Below are 23821 nucleotides of genomic sequence, written 5' to 3' on the forward strand. Positions count from 1 at the left end.
CCCTTGATTCTGGACCAGACCGGCCCCTCCCGGGGAACAGCTATGATGAAGCCATGACCCTCCCCGACCCTTGGCCCCTCTTCCAGGACCTCCGCTTCGCGGGCCAGCGGAACCACCCCCGCGGGGCCTGCTTCGTGGCCGAGGGCCGGATCCTCGTGGAGGACCTCCTGGCCTGGGGCCGCGCCGGGAAGGTGGAGGTGGTGGCCGTCCTGGCCGAGACCGCCTCGGCGGACGCCGTGCGCCCCCTGCTGCCGGAGGGCGCCGAGCTGATCGTCGCCACGCCCGCGGAGGTGGAGGCCCTCGCGGGCTTCCCCTTCCACCGGGGCCTCATGGCCGCGGCCCGGGTGCCCGATCCGCCCGGCCAGGATCGCCTGCGGGCCTGCCGGCGCCTGCTGGCGCTGCCCAGCGTCTCCGACGCCGAGAACCTGGGCCAGCTCCTGCGCACCGCGGCCGCCCTGGGCCTGGACGGGGTCCTCCAGGGACCCGGGCCCGACCCCTTCAGCCGCCGGGTGATCCGCGTGTCCATGGGCACCGCCTGGAAGCTCCCCGTCTGGCGCCGCGACGACGTGTGGGAGGCCCTCGAAGGCTGGAAGGCGGAGGGCGGCGAGGTGGTCGCCGCCGCCCTGGGCGGCGAGGACGTCCGCGCCTGGCGCCCCGCGGCCCGCACCGCCCTGGTGCTGGGCCCCGAGGGCCCGGGCCTCTCGGAGGCGGACCTGGCCCGCTGCGGCCGCACCGTGGGCATCGCCATGGCCCCGGGCGTGGACAGTCTCAACGTCGCCGCCGCCGGCGCCATCCTCATGCACCGCATGGTGGGCCCGTGACCCTCAACGCCGGCTTCTGCTACCGGGAGCGGGTGCAGCGGGGCGGCCTCACCGTCCTGGAGCACTTCGCGCGCCACCACCCCCACTCCACCCCAGAGCGGTGGCGGGAGCGCATCGAGGGGGGCGAGGTGGAGCTGGACGGCCGCGCCCCCGATCCCGCAGCGGTCCTCGCCCCTGGCCAGGAACTGGCCTGGCACCGCCCCCCCTGGGAGGAGCCGGAGGTGGACCTGGACATCCAGGTGGTCCACGAGGACGCCTTCCTCCTGGCCGTGGTGAAGCCCTCGGGCCTGCCCACCCTGCCCGGGGGCGGCTTCCTGGAGCACACGCTCATGGCCCTGGTGCGGGCCCGCTACCCCGGGTGCAGCCCCATGCACCGCCTCGGGCGGGGCACCTCGGGCCTCGTGCTCTTCGGCCGCACCCCCGAAGCCGGGGCGGCGCTGCAGGCCGCCTGGCGCGAGCACCGCGTGGAAAAACGCTACCGCGCCCTGGCGGCCGGCGACCCCGCCTGGGACGAGCTGGACATCCGGACCCCCATCGGCCCCGTGCCCCACCCCTGGCTGGGCACGGTCTTCGCCGCCAGCCCCGGGGGCAAGGCCTCCCGCAGCGTCGCCCGCGTCCTGGAGCGGCGCGGGGACGCCGCCCTGATGGAGGTGGACCTCCACACCGGCCGCCCCCACCAGATCCGCATCCACCTGGCCTCCGTGGGCCATCCCCTGGCAGGCGACCCCCTCTACGCCCCCGGAGGCCTGCCCCGGGAGGACCTCGTAGCGCTGCCGGGGGACCTGGGCTACCTTCTGCACGCCGAGCGCCTCGCCTTCCGGCATCCGGTCACGGGGCTGCCCATGGACCTGCGGGCGGAACCGCCCGAGCGGCTCCGGTCGCGAAGCGGGCCCACGCCATGAACCCCCCCTTCCTTCCCGGCCAGCGCTGGATCAGCCAGACCGAGCCCGACCTGGGCCTAGGCACGGTGCGCCTGGCCACGGCCCGCACCGTCACCGTGCACTTCGGCGCCACCGGCGAGACCCGGGAGTACGCCAGCGACCAGGCCCCCCTGCGCCGCGTCGAGTTCCTGGCCGGGGACACCGTGCGGGACCGCCTGGACCAGGACCTGGTGGTGGAGGCGGTCGCGCTGCGCTCGGGACTCCTGGTTTACTTGGGCGGGGGCCGCGAACTGCCCGAGGCCGACCTCGGCGACCGCCTCTCCTTCAGCGACCCCCTGCAGCGCCTGGTGGCCGGGGGCCAGGAAGGTCCCGAGGCCTTCGCCCTGCGCGTGGCGGGACTGGAGCACCAGCACCGGCGGCGCCGGTCCCCGGTGCGCGGATTCGCGGGGGGCCGCATCGAGCTGATCCCCCACCAGCTCCACATCGCCTCCGAGGTGACGGGGCGCCTGGCGCCGCGGGTGCTGCTGGCCGACGAGGTGGGCCTGGGCAAGACCATCGAGGCCTGCCTGATCCTGCACCGCCTGCTGCTCACGGGCCGCGCCGCGCGGGTCCTGGTCCTCCTGCCGGACTCGCTGGTGCACCAGTGGTTCCTGGAGCTGTACCGGCGCTTCAACCTCTGGTTCCACATCTTCGACGAGGAGCGCTGCGTGGCCCTGGAGGCCGGGGGCGCCAACCCCTTCCTGGACGATCAGCTGGTGCTGTGCGGCCTGGGCCTGCTCACCGGAAGCCCGGACCGGGCCCGGCAGGCCCTGGAGGCGGGCTGGGACCTGCTGGTGGTGGACGAGGCGCACCACCTGGAGGGCGCGGCCTACGGCGTGGTGGAAGCCCTGGGCGCCGCCGTGCCCGGGCTCCTCCTCCTCACGGCCACCCCGGAGCAGCTGGGCGTCCCCGGCCACTTCGCGCGGCTGCGGCTCCTGGATCCGGACCGCTTCCACGACCTGGACGCCTACCTGCGCCAGGCCGCGGACTACCGCGCCATCGCCGACCTGGCCGCGGGCCTCCTGGCCCCCGGCCCCCTGTCCCCGGCCCTGGCGGCGGACCTGGCCGCCCTGCTGGGCGAGGACCTGGGCTCGCGCCTGGAGGAGGCCCGCGCCGAGGCCCTGGACGCCCTCCTGGACCGCCACGGCACCGGCCGCGTGATGTTCCGCAACACCCGCGCCGCCGTCGCGGGCTTCCCGGGCCGCGTGGTGCACATGGCGCCCCTGGCCCCCGCCCCCCGCGATCCGCGCCTGGACTGGCTGGCGGACCTCCTTCGCTCCACCCCGGACAAGGTCCTGCTCATCTGCGCCACCCGGGCCCAGGCCGAGGCCGTCCACCAGGCCCTGAAGCTCCGGGTGCAGGTGAAGATGGCCGTCTTCCACGAGGGCCTCACCCTGGTTCAGCGGGACCGCAACGCGGCATGGTTCGCCGAGCCCCAGGGGGCGCGGCTCCTCCTCTGCTCCGAGATCGGCAGCGAGGGCCGCAACTTCCAGTTCGCCCACCACCTCGTCCTCTACGACCTCCCCCTGGATCCCGACCTCCTGGAACAGCGCATCGGGCGCCTGGACCGCATCGGGCAGACCCGGGAGGTGGAGCTCCACGTCCCCTACCCCACCGGCGGCGCCCACGAGGTGCTGGCGCGCTGGTACCACGAGGGCCTGGACGCCTTCCGTTCCAACCTCCACGGCGGACGCGAGCTCCTGGAGCGGTTCCGGGACCGCCTCGCCCGGACCGGCGACACCGCGGCGCTGGTGGAGGCCACCCGCGCCGCCCGGGAGGAGCTCCGCGACCGCCTGGAGCGGGGCCGGGACCGGCTGCTGGAGCTGAACTCCTTCCGCCCCGCGGCCTGCGCGGACCTGGTGGCCGAGCTCCGGCGCCAGGACGGGGACCGCGCCCTGGAGGGCTTCCTGCTCACGGTGTTCGAGCACCTCCTCGTGGACGTGGAGGAACTGGGGCCCCGCACCTACCAGCTGGGCTCCATGGGCGTCCTGGCCGAGGCCCTGCCCGGCCTGTCCGCGGAGGGCCTCACCGTCACCTTCGACCGGGAGCGGGCCCTGGCCCGGGAGGACCTCCAGTTCCTCACCTGGGACCACCCCCTGGTGAGCGGGACCCTGGACCTCCTGCTGGGCGGCGCCAGGGGGACCTCCTGCTTCAGCCGGTGGCCGGATCCCAAGGGCTCGGGCCTCTACCTGGAGGCCGTCTACGTCCTGGCCTGCGCCGCCCCGCCCCACCTCCACGTGGACCGCTTCCTGCCCCCCACGCCCCTGCGCGTGGTGGTGGACGCCCAGGGCCGCGACCTCACCCGGACCCTCCCCAGGGCCCTCCTGGCCCGCAGCGCCAGGCCCGCCCCCGGGCATGGCCTCCTGTCCCGGCCCGAGGTGCGCCAGGACCTGCTCCCACGCATGCTGGCGCAGGCTGGCCGGTTGGTCGAAAGCCGGGCGCCCGGCCTCCTGGCCAAGGCCCGGCAGGACCTGGCAGCCCAGCTGGACCGCGAATACGGGCGGCTGGAGGCCCTGCGCCGGGTGAACGGCGGCGTCGGCCCCGGGGACCTCGCCCGTCTGCTCGAGCAGAAGACGGCCCTGGACAAGCACCTGCGGGAAGCCCGGCTCCGGCTGGACGCGATCCACGTGATCCACCGGGGCTGAAGGCCAGGCCAGAAAGTTTCAATATATAGTTCATTCAACATCGGATTCCGCGTTTGACATTGGTTGGGTGGGCATTAATTTTTTATATTGCTCTGTACGAGGAGCGCCATCACGAGGATCCCCATGCGCGGCCATTTCCATGTTCCCCTTCCCGGCATCCTCGTCCTGTCCGCCTGTCAAGGCGGCGGCCCAGGCCCCACCCTCCTGGGACGCCGGTTCCACGCAGCGGGAAGGTTCCCGGACCACCTGGGATAAACTTGCCCCGCTCCTCCCTGCGATGCCCGCCACCCAACCCCAGAAAGGGAAACCCCCATGCACCTCCGCCCCGTCGCCATCGTCCTCGCAGCGGGCGCTCTCGCCCTCCCCGCCCATGCCCAGTTCTGGGACGCCCTCATCAACCCGGACGTCCAGGTTACCCTCACCCACCCCCCGGGCCTGGGCATCAAGGTCCAGCGCGTGGCCTTCGCCCCGGTGAACAACTCGGCTGCCGAGGACCTCCTCTCGGCCTGCATCGCCGACCTCACGTCCTCGGGCCAGCTGGAGGTCCTGGACCGGGGCAACATCGAGAAGGTCCTGGGCGAGCAGAAATTGTCCAACTCGGGCCTCGTGGACGAGAAGACCGCGGTGGAGCTGGGCAGGCTCCTGGGATCCCCCGTGCTGCTGTTCGTGAAGGTCCAGCGGTCCGACGTCAAGCACATCCCCCTGCAGAAGACCGACGCCGCCTGGACGGACAAGAAGGGCGAGTACCACCCCGCCGTCACCACGTACACCTCCAAGACCCAGGTGGAGTTCAACGGGTCGATCCAGGCCGTGGACCTGGCCACGGGCCGCATCTACAGCCAGCAGCGCATCGCCGTGTCCCCCAGCCGCGAGACGTCCTCCACCCAGGGCCGGCCCGAGTACCCCTCGGACACCGAGGTGCGGGAGATGGCCGTGAACATGGCCAGGGACCAGGTGCACAAGATGCTCCTGTCCTGGACCGAGCAGCGCAAGCTGATCTTCTACGACGACAAGGACTACGGCATGAAGGACGCCTACAAGCGCCTGCAGCTGCAGGACGGCCGCGGCGCCCTGGCCAGGTCCCTGGAGGCCCTGGAGGCCGCCAGGACCGACCCCAAGTGCAAGCCGAAGTACCTCGGCCGCACCAGCTACAACGTCGGCATGTGCCAGTTCATCCTCGGCGACTACGCCGCGGCCCTCCCCTTCCTCAAGGCCGCCCGCGAGACCGACCCCACCCACAAGATCTTCTCCAATGCCGAGGCCGAGTGCCTTCGCGCCGTCAGCCTGATGGAGGAGATGACCAAGGTGGACGCCCGCAGCGCCAAGGTGGAGCTGGAGGCGCCCAGGGCCGAGCCCGCGCGGGCCCCGGAGCCCGCGGCCGCCAAGGGCGGTGCCTCCGCGGAGGACCGCCTCACCAGGCTGGAGTCGCTGCGGAAGAAGGGCCTGATCTCGCCCGAGGACTACAAGGCCAAGAAGGCCGAGATCATGAAGGACCTTTAGGGGGTTCTACACCCCCTCCGCCTCCACGTGGCGCGCCTGCTCCTGCATGAGCAGCGCGCCCACCTCCTTCTTGATGGCGTTGAACTCCGGCGAGGCGGGGTCCCGCATCCGCGGCAGGTCCACGGCCAGGTCCAGCTTCACCGTGCCCGGGCGGTAGGTCATGAGCACCGTCCGGTCGGCGAGGTAGATGGACTCCTCGAGGCTGTGGGTGACGAACACCACGGTCTTCCTCAGCTCCGACCACACCCGCAGCAGCTCGTCCTGGAGCGTGCGGCGCGTGAGCGCGTCCAGGGCCCCGAAGGGCTCGTCCATGAGCAGGATGGGGGAATCCAGGGCCAGCACCCGCGCGATGGCCACCCGCTGGCGCATGCCCCCGGACAGGTCCCTGGGGAACCGGGACCGGAACTCCTCCAGGCGCAGCATGGCCAGGAGCCCGCCCACGGTGTCCCGGATCTCCGCCGCGGGGCGCCCCTTGATCTCGAGGCCGAAGGCGATGTTGGCCTCCACGGTCATCCAGGGGAAGAGGGCGTACTCCTGGAACACCATGCCCCGGTCGGGCCCGGGCGCGGCGACCGGGGCGCCGTCGACCGTCACGGTCCCTCCGGTCGGCCCGATGAAGCCGGCGATGACGTTGAGCAGGGTGGACTTCCCGCAGCCGGAAGGCCCCAGGAGGCACACGAACTCGCCCCTGCCGATGTCCAGGCTGATGTCCTGCAGGGCCGTCACCGTCTGGCCCGCCCCCTCGAAGCGCTTGCCCACGCCCTGGATCCGGATGTGCGCGTCCATCACTGCTCCAGTCCGCGGTGCCAGCGCAGCAGCCACCGGCTGAGGCGGTTCATGAGGGTGTCGATGCCCAGGCCCAGGAGGCCGATGGTGAACATGCCCGCGATGATCTTGTCCGACCACATGTACTCCCGGGCCTCCAGGATCCGGTAGCCCAGGCCGTTGTTCACCGCGATCATCTCCGCGACGATCACCACGATGAACGCCGTGCCCATGCCGATGCGCGCCCCGGCCATGATGTAGGGCGCCGCCGCGGGCAGGATGACCCGGCGGAAGGTGGTGGCCCGCCCCGCGCCCAGGTTCCGGGCCACCCGCAGGTAGATGCCGTCCACGTGCTGCACCCCGGCGATGGTGTTCACCAGCACCGGGAAGAAGGCCCCCAGGCTGATGAGGAAGAAGGCCGGCGGATTGCCCAGGCCGAACCAGAGGATGGCAAGGGGGATGTAGGCGATGGGCGGGATGGGCCGCAGCACCTGCACCAGGGGGTCGAAGAGGGTATTGGCCAGCCGGCTGTAGCCCATGGCCAGCCCGAGGGGCAGCGCGAGGCCCGTGCCCAGGGCGAAGCCCACCAGCACGCGGTAGAGGCTGCCGCAGGCGTCCCGGGGCAGCTCCCCCGACACCAGCCACGCGATCCGGGACATGGCGGCGGGATCGAAGGCCTCCAGCGGCCGCAGGTAGGCCAGCCAGCGCGCGGCCACCGCCAGGGGCGAGGGCAGGATGATGGCGTTGAAGACCCCGAGGGAGGCCAGCGCCTGCCAGGTCAGCAGGATCCCCAGGGGCACCAGGACGCCGCGAAGGAAGCGCCGCATGGGCCTACTTCACCTTCAGGTCGGCCTTGGCCTGCGCGAGCAGGTCCAGACGGGTCCAGTCCGCCGCCCTGGGCGGGTTCGCCATGCGGCCGACCTTGTACTTGGCCATGAGGTCCGTGGTCACCTGGATGTGCTCGACCGTGATGTCGTAGGTGAAGGGCGAGTTGCCGATGGCGTCCTGGTACTCCTCCTTCGAGAGCTGGTTGCTGAACATCTTCTCCCGCACGAAGCGCTCGGCGAGGGCCTGGTCCTGGAGGAAGGCCCGGGTGGCGTCCACGAAGCACCGCATGAACCGCAGCGCCACGTCCCGGCGCTGGTAGAGCTTCTCGGTCATCACCAGCGCGCGGACGGGCTCGCCCATGGGGGTGTCGTAGGGCTTCATGACCTCGGTTCCGAAGCCCCGCCGGATGGCCTGGGAGGAGTACGGCTCGGACTGGCACATGGCGTCGATGTTGCCCGACATGAGGGCCTGGTTCAGGTCCGGGAAGGCCAGGTACACGACCTGCACGTCCTTCCCGGGCTGGTCGGCCCACGTGAGATTGTGCTTGGCCAGCTCCGCCAGGAGCAGCAGCTCCTGCGCCCCGCCGCGGGCCACGCCCACCTTCCTCCCCTTCAGCCCCTCGACGGTGCGGATCCCCAGCTGGGTGCGGGCCACGATGCGCGCCCCGCCCTTGGCGAAGCCCGCCACCACCACGAGCGGCACGCCCGCCGCCCGCCCAGCGATGGCCGCGTCCGCCGCGCTGGCGCTCACGTCGATCTCGCCCGCGAGCATGGCCGGGTTGATGTCGATGCCCTTGGCGAACATCCGCTCCTCGATGCGGAGCCCATATTTCGGCGCCAGTTCCTTCATATAGGAGACCGCGCCGTAGTGGGCGAACTTGAGGTTGCCCAGGCGCACCAGGTCCTGGGCCATGAGTGCGTTGGCGGCCACAAGGGCCAGGATTGCGACCAGGACGGAACGCTTCATGGGTTACTCCGGAGGACAAGGTGGACTCATATTATTTGGAATTCACCCACACGCCACCTTTATCCCCGTTCCACGCTTTTTTCCGAATCGACCCTACGATTCCCAAATATACGTCATCGAATCCGGATCCGCGTGCTACCTTCAAGGGCTAGGCACAGGAGCAAGTCATGGAAAAACAAAATTTAGCGCCCGCCACCCCCGTCGTGAAGATCCCCAAGGCCGAGGCCATTGAGACCATCGCCAAGAACCTCGCAGCCATCCGCGCGCGCCTCGTCCAGGCCCAGGCCCTCAAGGCCGCCGCCGTGAAGCCCGAGCGCTACGCCCTCCACTTCCAGGTCAACGAGCTGAAGAGCCAGGCCAACTACTGGAAGGCCCAGATCTCCCGCCTGAAGAAGGAAGCCAAGACCGAGGTCGACTGGGTCCGCGAGTTCGGCAACTAGACCCGACAGAGCCGGATCCCCATCCCGGGCGGGATTCCGCATGGCGGATATCCAGCCCGGGGTGCGCCGTACGCCCAGGTGACAGGGGATGCTTTTGGGGTTAAGGTCAGGCCAGTCCAAAGCGATCACCCGGCATACCGAACCCATGGAGGGCGACCCATGCGATGGCTTCCCAGGATCCTTGTTTGCTTGATGGCCACCCTGGCCGTGGCCCAGGTCCCCGCGACGGACGTCGCGGCCCGGCTCAAGCCGCTGGACGCCTACATGGCCAAGGTCATGAAGGACTTCAACAGCCCCGGCATCGGCATCGCGGTCGTCTCCGGGGACCAGCTGGTGTTCGCCAAGGGCTACGGCTACCGCGACTACGGCCAGAAGCTGCCCTTCACCCGGAACACCCTCTTCCAGATCGCCTCCAACTCCAAGCTCTTCACGGCCGTGGCGGCGGGCATGCTGGTGGAGGAAGGCAAGCTCGCCTGGGATCAGCCCATCAAGGAGGCGGTGCCATCCATCCAGTTCCAGGACCGGGACCTGGATGCCCGCGTGACCCTCAGGGACATGCTCGCCCACCGCACGGGCATCACCCGCCACGATTCCATCTGGTACAAGTCCGCCGACTCCCGGGCCACCCTTTTCGGGAAGCTCCGGTTCATGGAGCCCAAGGTGCCCATGCGGCAGCTCTTCCTCTACAACAACATGATGTACGCCGCCGTGGGCCAGATCATCGAACTGAAGTCGGGCAGCACCTGGGAGGACTTCGTCCGCCAGCGCATCTTCAAACCCCTCGAGATGGACCGCACCCTCTACACCATTCCCGACATGCTCAAGCAGCCCGATTTCGGCGTGGGCTACAACGAGAAGCGCGACGGCAACGAGCTCTACAAGGCCCCCTACTACGAGGATACGGCCGGCATGGCCCCCTGCGGGGCCATCGTCTCCAGCATGGAGGACATGTCCCACTGGGTGATCGCCCTGCTGAACGAAGGCACGTACAAGGGCAAGCAGGTCCTGCCGCCCTCGGTCCTCAAGGCGACCCTCGAGCCCGCCATCGGCCTCGCCAATGCCAACCCCGAGACCCGCGGGTGGTGGGAAGTGCTCAATCCCACCTACGGCATGGGGCGGCAGACGGCCTCCTACCGCGGCCACCTGATCGCCCTGCACGGCGGCGACCTGCCCGGCTTCCATTCCCAGGTGTCCCTCATGCCCAAGGAGCGCCTGGGCGTCATTGTCTTCGTGCTCGGCGACCATGCGGGGATGCTGTATAACCCCATAAGCTATAATATTTATGAATACCTGCTCGGGATGGAGCAGACCCCCTGGCCGGCCCGGATGCTGGACATCCGCCTGAAGGGGAAGAAGGAAGGCACGGCGGCACGGGCCAAGGCCGGCGCGGACCAGGTGAAGAACACCCGCCCCTCCCACCCGCTGGAGGATTTCACCGGGGATTACGAGCACCCCGCCTACGGCTTCCTGCGCATCGGCAGGACCGGGGACCAGCTCCAGTACGACTTCCACGGCATGAAATTCCCCCTCACCCACTTCCACTACGACCGGTTCGACACCCCGGATGATGAACTGGAAGGCAAGTCCTCCGTGAACTTCCTGACCAACCCCCAGGGCGACGTCGACAAGGCCGTCATGAGCCTGGACGAGGGGGAGGCCGTCTTCGTGCGCAAGGCCGCGTCCCTCGACCCGGACACGCTGAACAAGGTGGCCGGCACGTACGAAACCGCCACGGGATCCCGGATCCAGGTGAAGGCGAAGGACGGCCAGGGCCTGGTCATCGCCATCCCCGGCCGGCCCGACATGAAGCTGCTGCCCTACAAGGGCCTGAAGTTCAAGTGCAACGAGTACTCGGACCTCATGTTCGAATTCGTGATGGAGAAGGGCGAGGTCAAGGCCCTCAAGGAGATCGACCCGGGCGGGGAACACGTCCTGAACCGCAAGTAGCGATCCATGCACTTGAAAGCAAAGGGGGAAGCCGAAGCCTCCCCCCTTCACCGGAATATCCCTGCGCCTATCTGCCCAGCACGGCCTTGGCGGTCTTCACGACGTTCTCGACCGTGAACCCGAACTTCTCGAACAGCACTTCCGCGGGCGCCGAGGCGCCGAAGCGGTCCAGGCCCACCGAGGCGCCTTCGAAGCCGACCCACTTCTCCCAGCCGAAGGTCACGCCGGCCTCGATGGAGACGCGGGCGGTGATCGCCCTGGGCAGGACCTCCTCGCGGTAGGCGGCGGACTGCCTCGCGAACATCTCCCAACTGGGCATGGATACCACGCGGGTGGGGACGCCCTGGGCCTCGAGCTCCCTGCGGGCCGCGAGGGCGAGGTGCACCTCGCTGCCGGTGGCCATGAGGATGAGCTTCGGGGCCGAGCTGCCCTCCTCCAGGACGTAGGCGCCCTTGGCGGCGCCCTTGGCCTTGGCGGGGTCGAGCACCGGGAGCTTCTGGCGGGTGAGGGCCAGGCCCACGGGGCCGGTGGTGTGGCGGATGGCCTCCCGCCAGGCTTCCACGGTCTCGTTGGCGTCGGCGGGGCGGATGAGGGTCATGTTCGGGATCATGCGCAGGGTCATGACCTGTTCCACGGGCTGGTGGGTGGGGCCGTCCTCGCCCACGCCGATGGAGTCGTGCGTCCACACGTAGTCCACGGGCAGGCCCATGAGCGCGGCGAGGCGCACGCTGGGGCGCATGTAGTCCGAGAAGATCAGGAAGGTGGCCCCGAAGACCCGCAGCCCGCCGTGGAGCGCCATCCCGTTGAGGATGGCGCCCATGCCGTGCTCGCGGATGCCCCAGTGGAAGTTCCGGCCGCTGGTGGTGGCCTCGAAGTCGCCGCCGTCCTTGAGGTGGGTGTTGTTGGAGGGGGCCAGGTCGGCGGATCCGCCGATGAGGTTGGGGAGCTTCTGCGCCAGGGCGTTGAGCACCTTGCCGCCGGCTTCGCGCGTGGCCTGGTCCTGGCCGGGCTGGAAGACCGGGAGGGCCTCCTGCCAGCCGGAAGCCATCTCGCCCTTCATGAAGGCCTCGAACTCCGCGGCCGCCTCCGGGAAGGCCTTGGCGTAGCCCGCGAAGAGCTCGTTCCAGGCGGCCTCCTGGGCGGCGCCCCGGGTGCCGCACTCGCTCCAGTGGGCCTGGGCCTCGGCGGGCACGACGAAGTGGCCGTCGGGGTCCCAGCCCAGGATCTCCTTGGTGGCCCGGATCTCGGGCTCGCCCAGGGGAGAGCCGTGGGCGCCGTGGGTGTCCTTCTTGGTGGGGGCGGGGAAGCCGATGACGGTCTTGCAGTCGATGAGCGTGGGCTTGCCGCAAGGGGTGCGGGCCTCGTCGTAGGCCCGAGCCAGGGCCTCGATGTTCTCGCCGTCGGCCACGTGGAGCACGCGCCAGCCGTAGGCCTCGAACCGCTTGCCCACGTCCTCGGTGAAGGCCAGGTCGGTGCGGCCCTCGATGGTGATGCTGTTGTTGTCGTAGAGAAGCACCAGCTTCTCCAGGGCCAGGTGCCCGGCGATGCTGGCGGCCTCCTGGGCGATGCCTTCCATCACGTCGCCGTCGCCGGCGAAGACGTAGGTGTGGTGATCCACCACCTTGAAGCCGGGCCGGTTGAAGCGGTCCGCGAGCCAGCGCTCCGCGATGGCCATGCCCACGGCGTTGCCGAGGCCCTGGCCCAGGGGGCCGGTGGTGGTCTCGACGCCGGCGGTGTGGCCGAACTCGGGGTGGCCCGGCGTCTTCGAGCCCCACTGCCGGAAGGCCTTGAGCTCGTCCAGGGGCAGTCCGTAGCCCGCCAGGTGCAGGAGGGAGTACATGAGCATGGACACGTGGCCGCAGGAGAGCACGAAGCGGTCCCGGTCCGCCCACAGGGGGTTGGCCGGGTGGTGCTTCAGGAACTTCGTCCAGAGCACGTAGGCCGCGGGGGCCTGGGCCATGGGGGTCCCGGGATGGCCGCTGTTGGCCTTCTGGACGCCGTCCATGGCCAGGCAGCGGATGGTGTCGATGCAGAGTTTGTCGATGTTCGTGGCCGCGAAGGTCAAGAGTTACCTCATGGAATGGTCAGATTGTCTCACGCCTGTCAGGGGCGGTTGGAATTGCTCGCCTTCACGAAGGCCGTGAAGAGGGGGTGCGGAGTGAGGGGCTTGGACTTGAACTCCGGGTGGAACTGGCAGCCCAGGAAGTACGGATGGTCCACGATCTCCACGATCTCCACGAAGGTCCCGTCCGGGCTCACGCCGGTGAAGGCCAGCCCGTTGGACTCGAGGGGCCCGCGGAACTCGGCCTGGTTGAACTCGTAGCGGTGGCGGTGGCGCTCGCTGATCTGGGTCGCGCCGTAGGCCCTGGCGGCCTGGCTTCCCTCCACCAGCACGCAGGGGTAGGCGCCCAGGCGCATGGTGCCGCCCAGCTCCTCCACGTCCACCAGCTCGCGCAGCTTGAAGATGACCCGGTGCTTGGGGTTGTCCTCGAACTCCGTGGAATCGGCCCCGTCCAGGCCCGCCACGTTGCGCGCGTACTCCACGGAGGCCATCTGCATGCCCAGGCAGATGCCGAAGAAGGGCACCTTGCGCTCGCGGGCGTACTGGATGGCCTTGATCATGCCGGTGGTGCCGCGCACGCCGAAGCCGCCGGGGACCAGGATCCCGTGGCAGTCGCCCAGGAACTCGTCCACGTTGCCGTGCTCGAGCTCCTCGCCCTCGATCCACTTCAGGTCCACCTGGGTCTCCAGGCCGTAGCCGGCGTGGTGGAGGGCCTCGATCAGGGACTTGTAGCTCTCCTTGAACTCCACGTACTTGCCCACGATGCCGATGCGCACGCTGCCCTTGGGGTTGCGGATGCGCTGCAGCAGGTCGTGCCAGGGGGTGAGGTCGGGCCGGCGGTCCGGAAGGCCCAGGAGGGTGGCCACCTTGGCGTCCATGCCCTCCAGGTGCAGGTTGAGGGGCACCTCGTAGATGGTGGTGGCGTCCTTGCAGCTGAAGACCGCGTCGGGGGCCACGGAGCAGAACATGGCGATCTTGTCCTTGAGGGACCGGGGGATTTCCACGTCGGCCCGGCACACCAGCACCTCGGGCTGGATGCCGAGGGCCCGCAGCTCCTTGACGCTGTGCTGGGTGGGCTTGGACTTCAATTCGCCGGCGGCCTTGATGTAGGGCACGTAGGTGAGGTGCATGTTGATGGCGTTGCCGTAGCCGGCCTCCAGCTTGAACTGGCGGATGGCCTCCAGGAATGGCTGGCTCTCGATGTCGCCCACCGTGCCGCCGATCTCCACCAGCACCACGTCCACGTCCTTGGCCACCTTTCGCATGGTGGCCTTGATCTCGTCGGTGATGTGGGGGATCACCTGCACGGTCTTGCCCAGGTAGTCGCCGCGCCGCTCCTTCTGGATGACGGTGTTGTAGATGCGGCCGGTGGTGATGGTGTGGTTGCGGGTGGTGGGCACCGAGGTGAAGCGCTCGTAGTGGCCCAGGTCCAGGTCCGTCTCGGCGCCGTCGTCGGTGACGAAGACCTCCCCGTGCTGGAAGGGGCTCATGGTGCCGGGATCCACGTTGAGGTACGGGTCCATCTTCATCAGGGTCACCTTCAGGCCCCGGGCCTCCAGGAGCGCCCCCAGGGACGCCGCGGCGATCCCCTTCCCGAGGCTCGAAAGAACCCCGCCTGTCACGAACACCCATTTCGTCATCGTTGCACCCCCCCCGGTGGCAAAGTTCCAGTCGTCACTACATCTCCTCCGGGGCCTGGATGCCCATGAGGAAGAGCCCCTGCCGCAGCGCCCGGGCCGTGGCCACGCAGAGCGCGAGCCGCGCGTCCCGGACTTCCGCCGAGTTCTCCGCCCAGAGGATCGGGCAGTTGGTGTAGAAGCCCGAGAAGGCCTTGGCCACCGAAAGCAGCTGGCGCGCCAGGGCCGTGGCCATGTTCTCCCGCGCCATGGTGCGCAGGGCGTCGGGAAGTCCCGCCAGTTCGAAGAGCAGCGCCTGGGCCGGGGCGTCCGAAAGGCCCGCGAGGTCCGCCGGCAGCGGCGCGTCGCAGTACGGCACCACCGCCGAGTCCGGCGTCAGGGGCCCCAGGGGCCGGGCCAGGTCCGCCCAGTTCCCGCCGGCCTTGCGCAGCACGGAGCAGATGCGGGCGTGGGCGTACTGCACGTACGGCCCCGTGTCCCCGTCCAGGGCGATGACCCGGTCCCAGGTGAAGGTGATGGACTTGACCCGGTCGTTGAGGGCGTTGAAGAAGACCACGGCCCCCAGGCCCAGCATCTCGGCCACTTCCGCCTTGGCCGGCAGGTCCGGGTTCTTCTCGTCGATGATGGCCGTGACGCGGGAGACCGCCTCGTCCAGCACGTCCTCCAGGAAGATGACGTTGCCCTTGCGGGTGGACATCTTGCCCTCGGGCAGGTTGATCATGCCGAAGGGCGTGTGGAGCATGCGGCCCCGGTACCACGGGTCCAGCTTGGCCATGACCGCAAATATCTGCTGGAAGTGGAGGATCTGGTCCGCTCCCACCACGTAGATGCAGCGGTCGAAGTTGAAGGTGGCCTTGCGGTACATGGCCGCCGCGATGTCCCGGGTGGCGTAGATGCTGGCGCCGTCCCCCTTCTGCACCAGGCAGGGGGTGGTGATGCCCACGTCCTCCAGGTCCACGATGCGCGCGCCGTTCTGGCCCTCCACCAGCAGGCCCGCGTCCTCCAGGCGCCGCATGGCCGGGACCAGCTGGTCCTGGTAGAAGGCCTCGCCCATCTCCAGGTGGTCGAAGGCCACCCCCAGGCGCAGGTAGATGCGGTTGAAGGTCTTGAGGCTGATCTCGCGGAACCAGGACCACAGGCGCCGGGCCTCGGGGTCCCCCTCCTCCAGGCGCCGGAACCAGTCCCGGGCCTCCTCGCGAAGCGCCGGATCCTCCTCCTCGGCCCCGTGGAAGCGCACGTAGAGCTGGAAGAGCCGGTACAGCGGGCTCCGCAGCTTCTCCGGGATCTCCTCGGCCCAGGGGAAGTCCTGCTCCAGCTCGGGGTTCTCCGCCTCCGCCCAGTGCTTGTAGGCGGCCAGCAGGGTCCCGAACTGGGTGCCCCAGTCGCCCAGGTGGTTGAGGCGGATCACGTCGCAGCCGAGGTACTTGTTCACCTGCGCCTGGGCGTGGCCGATCATGGTCGAACGCAAGTGCCCGATCGTGAACAGTTTGGCAATGTTCGGCGAACTGTACTCCACGATCACCGTCTCCCCGTGGGGCTCGGCGGAACCGTAGGGCCGGGTGCCCAGGAGGGCCTCGAGGAGGATCCGGGCCCGGGTGGCGGGCTCCAGGCGGAGGTTCAGGTAGGGTCCCGCGGCCAGGACCTCGGCCCCTTCCAGGCGGATGGCCTCCGCCAGGTCCTTGGCCACCTGGGCCGGGTTCTTCCCCAGCACCTTGGCCGCCTTGAAGCAGGGATAGGCGAGATCGCCCATCTCCCCCGAGCGCGGCCGCTCCAGGACGATCTCCTGCCCGGGCAACGCCGCCGCCAGGGCCTCACTGAATGCCTTCTTCACCTGCTCCATGCCCGCTCCATGACAATCCACCAACCGGAAGCCAGGGGCCTCCAACCAGGATGAAGGAACCGGGGCCCGCCGGGAAGCCCCAACTTTGGCCTTTGTTCAGGTCTTTCCCCTTGAATTCAGGGCTGGCGGAGGTATGATGATTCTTCGCCTTCATGGGCGACATTCAGTCTGTCCGTACGCCTTGCGGGTCGAATTATCAGGTATCCAGGAGTCAGGATTCATGGCCAATCACAAGTCCGCCGCCAAGAAAGCCGCCCACGACGTGGAAGCTCGTCTGCGCAACCGCGCCAACCGTTCCACCATGAAGTCCGCCATCAAGCGGTTCCTCACGGCGGTCGCGACCGGCAACAAGGCCGAAGCCACCACGCTTCTGCCCAAGACCCTCGGCGTGGTCGACAAGGCCTGCCGCAAGGGCGTGCTGCACAAGAACGCCGCCAACCGCTACAAGAGCCGCCTGACCCTCAAGGTCAACGGCCTGGCCTAGGCCTTCCGGCCCAGCCCTGGAACAGCCCGGCCTCGGCCGGGCTGTTCCGCGTACCTACATCCATGACGCGGGTACCGCCACGGGGCCCGAGGGGACCTTGGCCCAGCTGAATCCGGGGAGCAGTTCCTCCAGGCCGGCCCGCTCCGGGCGCTCCAGGCACCCCAGGCTCCACCCCAGCCACCCCAGCACCCGCGCCGCGTCCACGCCCCGGTGGGCCAGCAGCGCCAGGCCCAGGGCCCCGTCCCGCTTGCCGAGCCTCGATCCGTCGGGGGCGGTCACCAGGCCCAGGTGTCCGTAGGCCGGGCGCGGGAGCCCCAGGGCCTCCTGGAGCCTTGCCTGGGTGGCGGTGACTCCGCGAAGGTCCTGGCCGCGGACGATCTCGGTCACGCCCTGGCCGCCGTCGTCCACTACCACGGCCAGATGGTAGGCGTAGCACCCGTCCCGGCGGTGCAGGAGGGGATCCCCGGTGAGGGCGGCGGGGTCGTCCTGCTGCGGCCCCAGCAGGAGGTCCTCCCAGGCGACGGACCCCTCCGGCACCCGGAAGCGCAGGGCGTCGGGCCGCAGGAAGGGCAGCGGCCGGTGGCGGCAGGTGCCCGGGTAGGGACGCAGGCCGTCCTCGCCGTGGGGCGCCGAGGCCATGCCCGCCAGGTCCTTGCGGGTGCAGATGCAGGGGTAGAGCAGGCCCGCCCCGAAGAGCCGCTGCAGCGCGGCCTGGTAGGCGCCCTTGCGCCGGGACTGCCAGAGGACGGGCCCGTCGCTCTCCAGGCCCAGGGCCGCCAGGTCCCGCAGCTGCGCCTCCCCCAGGGTGGACCGGCACCGCGCGGTGTCCACGTCCTCCATGCGGATGAGCCAGCGCCCGCCAGCGGCCCGGACGGAGAGCCACGAGGCCAGGGCCGTGCGGAGGTTGCCCAGGTGGAGCTCCCCGGTGGGGGAAGGAGCGAAGCGGCCGATGCATGCCATGGCTCCAGGATACCTGTGTGGCCATGAAAGGATTGGGAAATTCCCATTCCAAATTTATAGATTTTCCCACTTGGCAGCTCCCCGGATTCCCGGTTCAATCGAGGCACTCCCACCCCCGGGAGGCATTCAAACCCTTATTTATAGGAGCATCCATGGCCTGCGGCCCGCGCACCCCCCTGCCCGTCCTGACCCCCGAAGACCTCGCCCACGTGCGGGGCTCCGGCGGCACCCTCGACCTCTCCTTCACCGCGCCCCCCTTCCAGGGGCAGGTGGGCCTGACCCAGTCCGGACCCCACGGCTCGGTGTCGGGAACCCTCACCACCGACGGCCACACCTGGGCCGCCGGCCTCCAGACCTCGGTGAGCCCCTCGCCGAAGGTGAACCTCGGCGGCTTCGCCAGGACGGACGGCCGGAACTGGGAGGCGGGCGTCTCGGCCCGGATACGCTTTCTGACGGCCTGAGCCATAATCCAGGGATGCGTTCCTGGTCCCCGATCCTCAGGGCCGTCCTTGCCCTGGCGGCCGCCTATGCCCTGCTCCTGGCGGTGGCCCGTTCGGGCCTCCTGCCCGCCGCCCTCCAGGGGCAGCCGGCGGTCCTGCTCATGGGCATCCTGACCGCGGGTTTCGCGTTGGGGATGGGACTGGGGCCCCGGTGGGTGCCGGGGCTCCTGTTCCTGCCCTGGCTCCTGGACCTGCTGCTGCGCCACATGCCCCCCACCTGGGTGTGGCCGGCGGCCCTGGCGGGACTGCTCCTGGTATACGGCGGTGGGATCCTCACCCGGGTGCCCCTCTACAACTCCAACCGGGCCGCCTGGGAGGCCCTCCTTGGCCTGTGCCCCCCGGGGCTGGTGCGCCTGGCCGATCTCGGGGCAGGACTCGGCGGTCCCCTGGCCTTCCTGGCCCGGGCGCGGCCCGACGGGTTCTTCCTGGGCGTGGAGGCTTCGCCCCTCACGTTCGCCGCGGCCTGGCTCCGCACGCTGCCGGTGCGGGGCAACTGCAAGATGCACTGGGGCAGCCTCTGGAACCAGGATCTCTCGGGCTTCGAGGTGGTCTACGCCTTCCTCAGCCCCGCCCCGATGCCCGCCTTGTGGGAGAAGGCCCTTCGCGAGATGCGGCCGGGGACCCTGTTCGTGAGCAACACCTTCGAGGTGCCCGGCCGGGCGCCCACCCTGCGGATCCCCCTGCCGGGGCGCAAGGACGCGTGCCTGCTCGCGTACCGCATGGAGGGGATCCCATCCGGGCCCGAACCCGGTAGGATCGAATGATCGAATTGGAGCTGCCCATGACCTTCTCCCGCAACCTGGCCGCGCTTTGCGCGTTCACCGCCTGCGCCGTCGCGGCGCCGCCCCCCGCCCCCAGGGCCGACTACCTCGCCGGCGTCATGGACACCACCGTCGACCCCGGCGTGGACTTCTTCACCTACGCGGTGGGCGGCTGGCTCAAGCGCAACCCCATCCCCCCGTCGGAATCCGCCTGGGGCATCGGCAAGGTCCTGCGGGAGCAGACCTACGCCAACCTCCGCAAGATCAACGAGCAGGCCGCGGCCCATCCCGCAGACGCCGACGGGCGCAAGGTCGGGGACTTCTGGGCGGCCGCCATGGACGAGGCCCGCATCGAGCGCCTCGGCCTCCAGCCCCTCCAGGCCGAATTGGCCAAGGTGGACGCCATCCGCACCGCCCGGGACGCCGTGAACCTGGCCTTCGCCTGGAGCCCCCTGCGCACCCGCGCCTTCTTCGCCCTTTCGGTGGAACAGGACGAGAAGAACAGCGAGGAGATGGCCCTTCACCTCTACCAGGGGGGCCTGGGCCTGCCCGAGCGGGACTTCTACTTCAACCCCGAGAAGGGCGTCGCGAAGATCCGGGAAGCCTACCTCGCCCACCTGGACCGGACCCTCCACCTCCTGGGCCGCCAGCAGTCCGGGGCGGCCGCCATCCGGGTCATGGCCTTCGAGACCGCGCTGGCGAAGGCGGCCCGCAGGCTCGAGGACCTCCGGGACCCCGAGAAGAACTACAACAAGATGACCCCGGCGGAGCTGACCGCCTCGCGCACCCCCTCCATCGTCTGGGCGGACCGCTTCCGGGAATGGGACCTCCGCCCGGCCACCGTCATCGTCGGCCAGCCCGAGTTCTTCGGGGCGCTGGAGACCCTGCTGGCCGCCACCCCCGTGGAGGTGCTCCAGGACTACCTGCGCCTGCGCCTGGCGGACACCTACGCCGACTACCTGGGCAAGGCCTTCCAGGACGAGGACTTCAAGTTCCACGGCCAGGCCCTCTCCGGCCAGCGCCAGCCCCGGGACCGCTGGAAGCGCGTCCTGGACGCCCAGGAACAGGCCATGGGCATGCTGCTGGGCAAGCTCTTCGTGAAGGAATACTTCACGCCGGCCGCCAAGCTCCGCTACGAGGCCATGGTCGAGGGGATCCGCGGCGCCTACAAGGAGCGCATCGAGCGCCTGGACTGGATGAGCCCGGCCACCAAGGCCAAGGCCCAGGCCAAGCTCGCCGGCATCACCCCGAAGGTGGGCTATCCGGACCGGTGGAAGGACTTCTCGGCCCTGGTGGTCGCCCGGGACTCCTACTGCGCGAACATGATGAACGCCTCCCGCTGGCGCTTCGCCGACATGCTCGCCAAGTACGGCAAGCCCGTGGACCGCACCGAGTGGCACATGACCCCCCAGACCTACAACGCCTACTACAACCCCTCCAACAACGAGATCGTGCTCCCCGCCGCCCAGATGATGGTCCCGGGCGTGGCCGACGCGGACCTGGACGACGCCCTGGTGTACGGCTACACCGGCGGCTCCACCATCGGCCACGAGATCACCCACGGGTTCGACGACGAGGGCCGCCAGTTCGACGCCAAGGGCAACCTCACCGACTGGTGGACGAAGGAGGACGGCGAGAAGTTCAACGCGCGGGCCGAGGGCATGATCCGCCAGTTCGACGCCTACGAGCCCCTGCCGGGCCTCCACATCAACGGCAAGGCCAGCCTGGGCGAGAACATCGCCGACTTCGGCGGGATCCTGCTGGGCATCGACGCCTTCAAGAAGACCGAACAGTACCGCAAGGGCGAGAAGATCGGCGGCCTGACCCCCATGCAGCGCTACTTCCTGGGCTATGCCCTGGGCTGGATGACCCAGCAGAACGACGAGGTGCTGCGCACCCGCCTGCTCAGCGACGTGCACGCCCCCGCCAAGTGGCGCGTCCTCGGCCCCCTCTCCAACATCCCCGAGTTCCACCAGGCCTTCGGCGTCAAGGAAGGCCAGCCCATGTGGCGCTCCAAGGCCGACTGCCTCCGCATCTGGTAGTCACAGCTCCCGGAAGGCCCGCTCCAGCTGCTCCCGCGTGATGAGGGAGCCGGTGCTGGCCTTCTGGGCGCAGGTCCACCGCGCCGCGATCTGGCCCCGGAGCACCGACTCCTCCAGCGGCCGCCCCTCGAGCACATGGCTCGCCAGGAACCCCACCGCCAGCCCGTCCCCGGCGCCGTTGGTGTCCACGACGGGCAGGTCCGAGGCCACGGGGGGGAAGTACCGCACCTTGCCCGCCGCGCCCAGGGCGCAGCCCTTGGCCCCCATGCCCGAGATGACGATCTGCCGCGGGTTCCGGGCCAGCAGGGCGCGGATGAGGGGCCCGGGGCTTCGATGGTTGGCCGCGGAGAGGAAGAGGATGTCGGACCCGTTGATGAAGTCCTGGCGGTAGGGGTCGTCCAGGCCCACCACGTCCTGCAGGTCGCAGGCCACCACCAGGCCCTCCTGCCGGGCCGCGGGCAGGAGCCCGCGGGCCCAGTTGGGCAGGTGGAAGTGGGCGAGGCGCGCCCCCTTGAGGATCCGCCGGCAGAGCTCCAGGTCCGGCCGCAGGTCCATGTGGCCCTTGCCGTCGTAGAAGTTCTTGCGCCGGCCGTCGAGGCTCATGAGGTTGACGCTGCGGCTGGTGCCCTCGGGGTCCAGGAAGAGCCCGCGCAGGTCGATGCCGTCCCCGGCGAGTTCCTCGCGGATGAAGCGCCCGCTGAAGTCGTCCCCCACGCACCCGATGAAGGCCGTGGCCAGGCCCAGCCGCGCGTAGCCGCGGGAGGTGTAGCCCCCCGCCTGCCCCACGTAGTCCAGGTCCAGGGTGAAGTTGGCCTCGACCTTGAAGTCGATGTCCCTGCCGGGAAGATAGACGTTCGTGTCGATGCCGACGTTGCCAACGACGACCACATCCGCTGCCATGGCCTGCCTCCAGGCCCCCAGTCTATTCCTGCAGGCGCGTCAGACCATAGTCCTGGGTGATCTCGCCGATGAGGTCCCGCACGTGGACAAGCTCGTTGAGCTTCCAGCCGTTGCTCCCGGTGAAGAAGAGCCCGGACTCCGTGTCCCCGCCCCAGGCGTCCCCGAGGCTGTCGGCGATGCAGTAGCCCACGCGCTCGGCGCCCTTGCCGTGCTCGCACGGGGAGACGCAGTTGCTGATGCACTTGATGCGGGGGGCGACGCCCTCGGCGATGCGGCGGTGGAGGGCGGTCTTGACGCCCCGGGCCGGCATGCCCACGGGGGACCCGTGCAGCGCGATGGTGTCCTTGTCGGCCTTGAGGATCACGCCCTTGAAGTTGAGGTGGGCGTCGCACTCGAAGGTGCCGATGAACCGCGTGGCCATCTGGACTCCGCCGGCGCCCTTCGCCATGAGGCGGTCGATGTCCTCCCGGTCCCACACGCCGCCGGCGGCGATGACGGGGAAGTCGCCCCACTGGTCCCGCTCCTGGATGACCGAGGCCAGGAGCGCGTCGAGGCTGAAGGCCGGGTCCGCGCACTGCTCCAGGGAGAATCCCTGGTGGCCGCCGGATTCGGGACCTTCCAGCACCACGGCGTCCGGGAGGCGGTTGAACTTGCGCTGCCAGGTCTTGCAGATGAGCTTCAGGGCCCGGGCCGACGAGACGATGGGCACCAGGGCCACGTCGGCGTCGCCCACGTACTCGGGCAGGGACAGGGGCAGGCCGGCCCCGGAGATGATGAGCTGGGCCCCGGCTTCCACCGAGTCCCGTACCACGCGTTCATATTCGTTGATGGCGCACAGGATGTTCACGCCAACCGCGCCGTGGCCGCCGGCGATTTCCAGGGCGCTGCGCAGGATCCGCTTGAGGGCCGGGGTGCTGTTGAGGTTCTCGGCCTGGAGGGGCCGGCCCTGCACGGAGTTGGAGACCTCCGGGTACCGGTACCCGGTGCCGATGGCCGAGACGATGCCGATGCAGCCGCAGCGGGCCACGTTGCCCGCCAGGCGGTCCCAGCTCACGCCGATGCCCATGCCGCCCTGGATGACCGGGTAGGGGATGTCCAGGTTCCGGATGCGAAGGCGCGGAAGTTCGGGGGCGGGGTGGTCCACCAGGTTCTCGAGGGCGGGCTCGCCCATGACCTCGGCCAGGCGCTTGCGGAAGGAGGCCAGGAAATCGGCCGCCCCTTCCCGCAGGAGCGCGGGGGTCCTCAGCTGGAGGCCGGCGGCGCCCTCGGAGAGCAGGACCCGGCCCTCCCCCTCGGCGCCCACGGGCGCGAAGCAGGGAAGGTTCGTGGAGCGGATCATGCGGCGGAGCCGGTCGGAAAGCCCTTCGCCTTCGGCCGCGAGGAGGGCGGACGCACCCTGGGCCTCGGCCAGCACGGCCTCGTCCTCGTCCCGCACCTCCACCACCCTCGGCAGGCCCCAGGCCCGCAGGGCCTCCAGGCGCTCGGGGAGGATTTCCGATCCGTGCATGACGAAGGCGGCCAGGTTCTGGGCGGCGGTTTCCATCCGGGTGGAGAAGTCCCCCAGGACGCCCCGGAAGTCCAGGCCCAGTTCCCCGCCCTGGCGCAATTCGGCCAGGCGCTTGAGCAGGGCCTCGGTGTCGGGGAAGGCGGGCATGCGGATCACCCCCACCCCTCCGGCGCCCGCGAAGGCGGCCGCCAGGGCATCGGTGGAGAAGGGATGCCACCCCTGGAAGAACACTGGAGTATCCGCCCCGAAGGACTGGAAAGTTCTGCGTCTGGTCATGTTGGGATGCTCCGTCGGGC

19 protein-coding genes are annotated in these 23821 nt (G+C 70.0%); 10 read left to right on the forward strand and 9 right to left on the reverse strand.

Features of this window, described 5'->3' with window-relative positions; all coding sequences use genetic code 11:
* Window positions 1-53 precede the first annotated feature (53 nt).
* From RAH40_RS10780 to RAH40_RS10795, 4 genes are all read left to right on the forward strand, one after another.
* Complete coding sequence (locus RAH40_RS10780; RefSeq protein WP_306602121.1) at window positions 54-821, forward strand: RNA methyltransferase; 768 nt, start codon at window positions 54-56, stop codon at window positions 819-821.
* Window positions 818-1723, forward strand: coding sequence for an RluA family pseudouridine synthase (locus RAH40_RS10785; protein ID WP_306602122.1), 906 nt, complete (start codon window positions 818-820; stop codon window positions 1721-1723). The genes RAH40_RS10780 and RAH40_RS10785 overlap by 4 nt, the downstream gene beginning before the upstream one ends.
* Window positions 1720-4386, forward strand: a complete 2667-nt coding sequence (locus RAH40_RS10790; RefSeq protein WP_306602123.1) for a helicase-related protein — start codon at window positions 1720-1722, stop codon at window positions 4384-4386. Before RAH40_RS10785 ends, RAH40_RS10790 begins: the two co-directional genes overlap by 4 nt.
* Window positions 4387-4698: 312 nt before the next feature.
* Window positions 4699-5886 carry a CsgG/HfaB family protein gene (locus tag RAH40_RS10795; RefSeq protein ID WP_306602124.1) on the forward strand — a complete coding sequence of 396 codons (1188 nt, stop codon included), beginning with the start codon at window positions 4699-4701 and terminating at the stop codon, window positions 5884-5886.
* Window positions 5887-5892: 6 nt separating this feature from the next.
* On the opposite strand, the gene RAH40_RS10800 is transcribed toward RAH40_RS10795, so the two are convergent.
* From RAH40_RS10800 to RAH40_RS10810, 3 genes are read right to left on the reverse strand one after another with little or no spacing between them, the layout of a single operon-like run.
* On the reverse strand, window positions 5893-6672 hold the full coding sequence (locus tag RAH40_RS10800; protein ID WP_306602125.1) for an ABC transporter ATP-binding protein: 780 nt from the start codon (window positions 6670-6672) through the stop codon (window positions 5893-5895).
* Entirely contained in the window at window positions 6672-7478 is an 807-nt protein-coding gene (locus RAH40_RS10805; protein ID WP_306602126.1) for an ABC transporter permease, read from the reverse strand. Before RAH40_RS10805 ends, RAH40_RS10800 begins: the two co-directional genes overlap by 1 nt.
* A gap of 4 nt (window positions 7479-7482) precedes the next feature.
* On the reverse strand, window positions 7483-8445 hold the full coding sequence (locus RAH40_RS10810) for an ABC transporter substrate-binding protein (protein WP_306602127.1): 963 nt from the start codon (window positions 8443-8445) through the stop codon (window positions 7483-7485).
* Window positions 8446-8648: 203 nt separating this feature from the next.
* Between RAH40_RS10810 and RAH40_RS10815 the strand changes: the two genes are divergently transcribed.
* Both RAH40_RS10815 and RAH40_RS10820 read left to right on the forward strand, forming a co-directional pair.
* Window positions 8649-8885, forward strand: a complete 237-nt coding sequence (locus RAH40_RS10815) for a hypothetical protein (RefSeq protein WP_306602128.1) — start codon at window positions 8649-8651, stop codon at window positions 8883-8885.
* A 192-nt stretch (window positions 8886-9077) separates the two neighbouring features.
* Window positions 9078-10832, forward strand: coding sequence for a serine hydrolase (locus RAH40_RS10820; RefSeq protein ID WP_306602129.1), 1755 nt, complete (start codon window positions 9078-9080; stop codon window positions 10830-10832).
* 67 nt (window positions 10833-10899) lie between these two features.
* On the opposite strand, the gene tkt is transcribed toward RAH40_RS10820, so the two are convergent.
* Genes tkt through argS form a run of 3 tightly spaced genes read right to left on the reverse strand, consistent with a single transcriptional unit; the run spans window position 10900 to window position 16371 of the window.
* Window positions 10900-12897 (reverse strand): transketolase, encoded by a 1998-nt coding sequence (gene tkt / locus RAH40_RS10825; RefSeq protein ID WP_306602130.1) that lies wholly within the window; start codon window positions 12895-12897, stop codon window positions 10900-10902.
* 38 nt (window positions 12898-12935) lie between these two features.
* Entirely contained in the window at window positions 12936-14534 is a 1599-nt protein-coding gene (locus RAH40_RS10830; protein ID WP_306602131.1) for a CTP synthase, read from the reverse strand.
* Window positions 14535-14571: 37 nt separating this feature from the next.
* Entirely contained in the window at window positions 14572-16371 is a 1800-nt protein-coding gene (argS, locus tag RAH40_RS10835) for an arginine--tRNA ligase (protein WP_306602132.1), read from the reverse strand.
* Window positions 16372-16591: 220 nt separating this feature from the next.
* On the opposite strand from argS, the gene rpsT reads away from it, so the two are divergent.
* Window positions 16592-16855 carry a 30S ribosomal protein S20 gene (rpsT, locus tag RAH40_RS10840; RefSeq protein ID WP_306602133.1) on the forward strand — a complete coding sequence of 88 codons (264 nt, stop codon included), beginning with the start codon at window positions 16592-16594 and terminating at the stop codon, window positions 16853-16855.
* Between the two features lie 54 nt (window positions 16856-16909).
* Here the strand turns inward: rpsT and gluQRS are convergent, their stop codons facing one another.
* On the reverse strand, window positions 16910-17815 hold the full coding sequence (gluQRS, locus tag RAH40_RS10845) for a tRNA glutamyl-Q(34) synthetase GluQRS (protein ID WP_306602134.1): 906 nt from the start codon (window positions 17813-17815) through the stop codon (window positions 16910-16912).
* A 152-nt stretch (window positions 17816-17967) separates the two neighbouring features.
* Between gluQRS and RAH40_RS10850 the strand changes: the two genes are divergently transcribed.
* The 3 genes from RAH40_RS10850 to RAH40_RS10860 are packed head-to-tail and all read left to right on the forward strand — an operon-like array spanning window position 17968 to window position 21118.
* Window positions 17968-18276, forward strand: a complete 309-nt coding sequence (locus tag RAH40_RS10850; protein ID WP_306602135.1) for a hypothetical protein — start codon at window positions 17968-17970, stop codon at window positions 18274-18276.
* Between the two features lie 14 nt (window positions 18277-18290).
* Complete coding sequence (locus tag RAH40_RS10855) at window positions 18291-19079, forward strand: hypothetical protein (RefSeq protein ID WP_306602136.1); 789 nt, start codon at window positions 18291-18293, stop codon at window positions 19077-19079.
* Between the two features lie 17 nt (window positions 19080-19096).
* Window positions 19097-21118 (forward strand): M13 family metallopeptidase, encoded by a 2022-nt coding sequence (locus tag RAH40_RS10860; protein ID WP_306602137.1) that lies wholly within the window; start codon window positions 19097-19099, stop codon window positions 21116-21118.
* Here the strand turns inward: RAH40_RS10860 and RAH40_RS10865 are convergent, their stop codons facing one another.
* Together RAH40_RS10865 and RAH40_RS10870 are read right to left on the reverse strand one after the other, a co-directional pair.
* On the reverse strand, window positions 21119-22018 hold the full coding sequence (locus tag RAH40_RS10865) for a carbohydrate kinase family protein (RefSeq protein ID WP_306602138.1): 900 nt from the start codon (window positions 22016-22018) through the stop codon (window positions 21119-21121).
* Window positions 22019-22040: 22 nt separating this feature from the next.
* Window positions 22041-23801: a nitronate monooxygenase family protein gene (locus tag RAH40_RS10870; protein WP_306602139.1), complete on the reverse strand. Its 1761-nt coding sequence runs from the start codon at window positions 23799-23801 to the stop codon at window positions 22041-22043.
* Window positions 23802-23821: the final 20 nt, after the last annotated feature.

The organism is Geothrix sp. 21YS21S-2 (genome assembly GCF_030846775.1).
Taxonomy (GTDB): domain Bacteria; phylum Acidobacteriota; class Holophagae; order Holophagales; family Holophagaceae; genus Mesoterricola.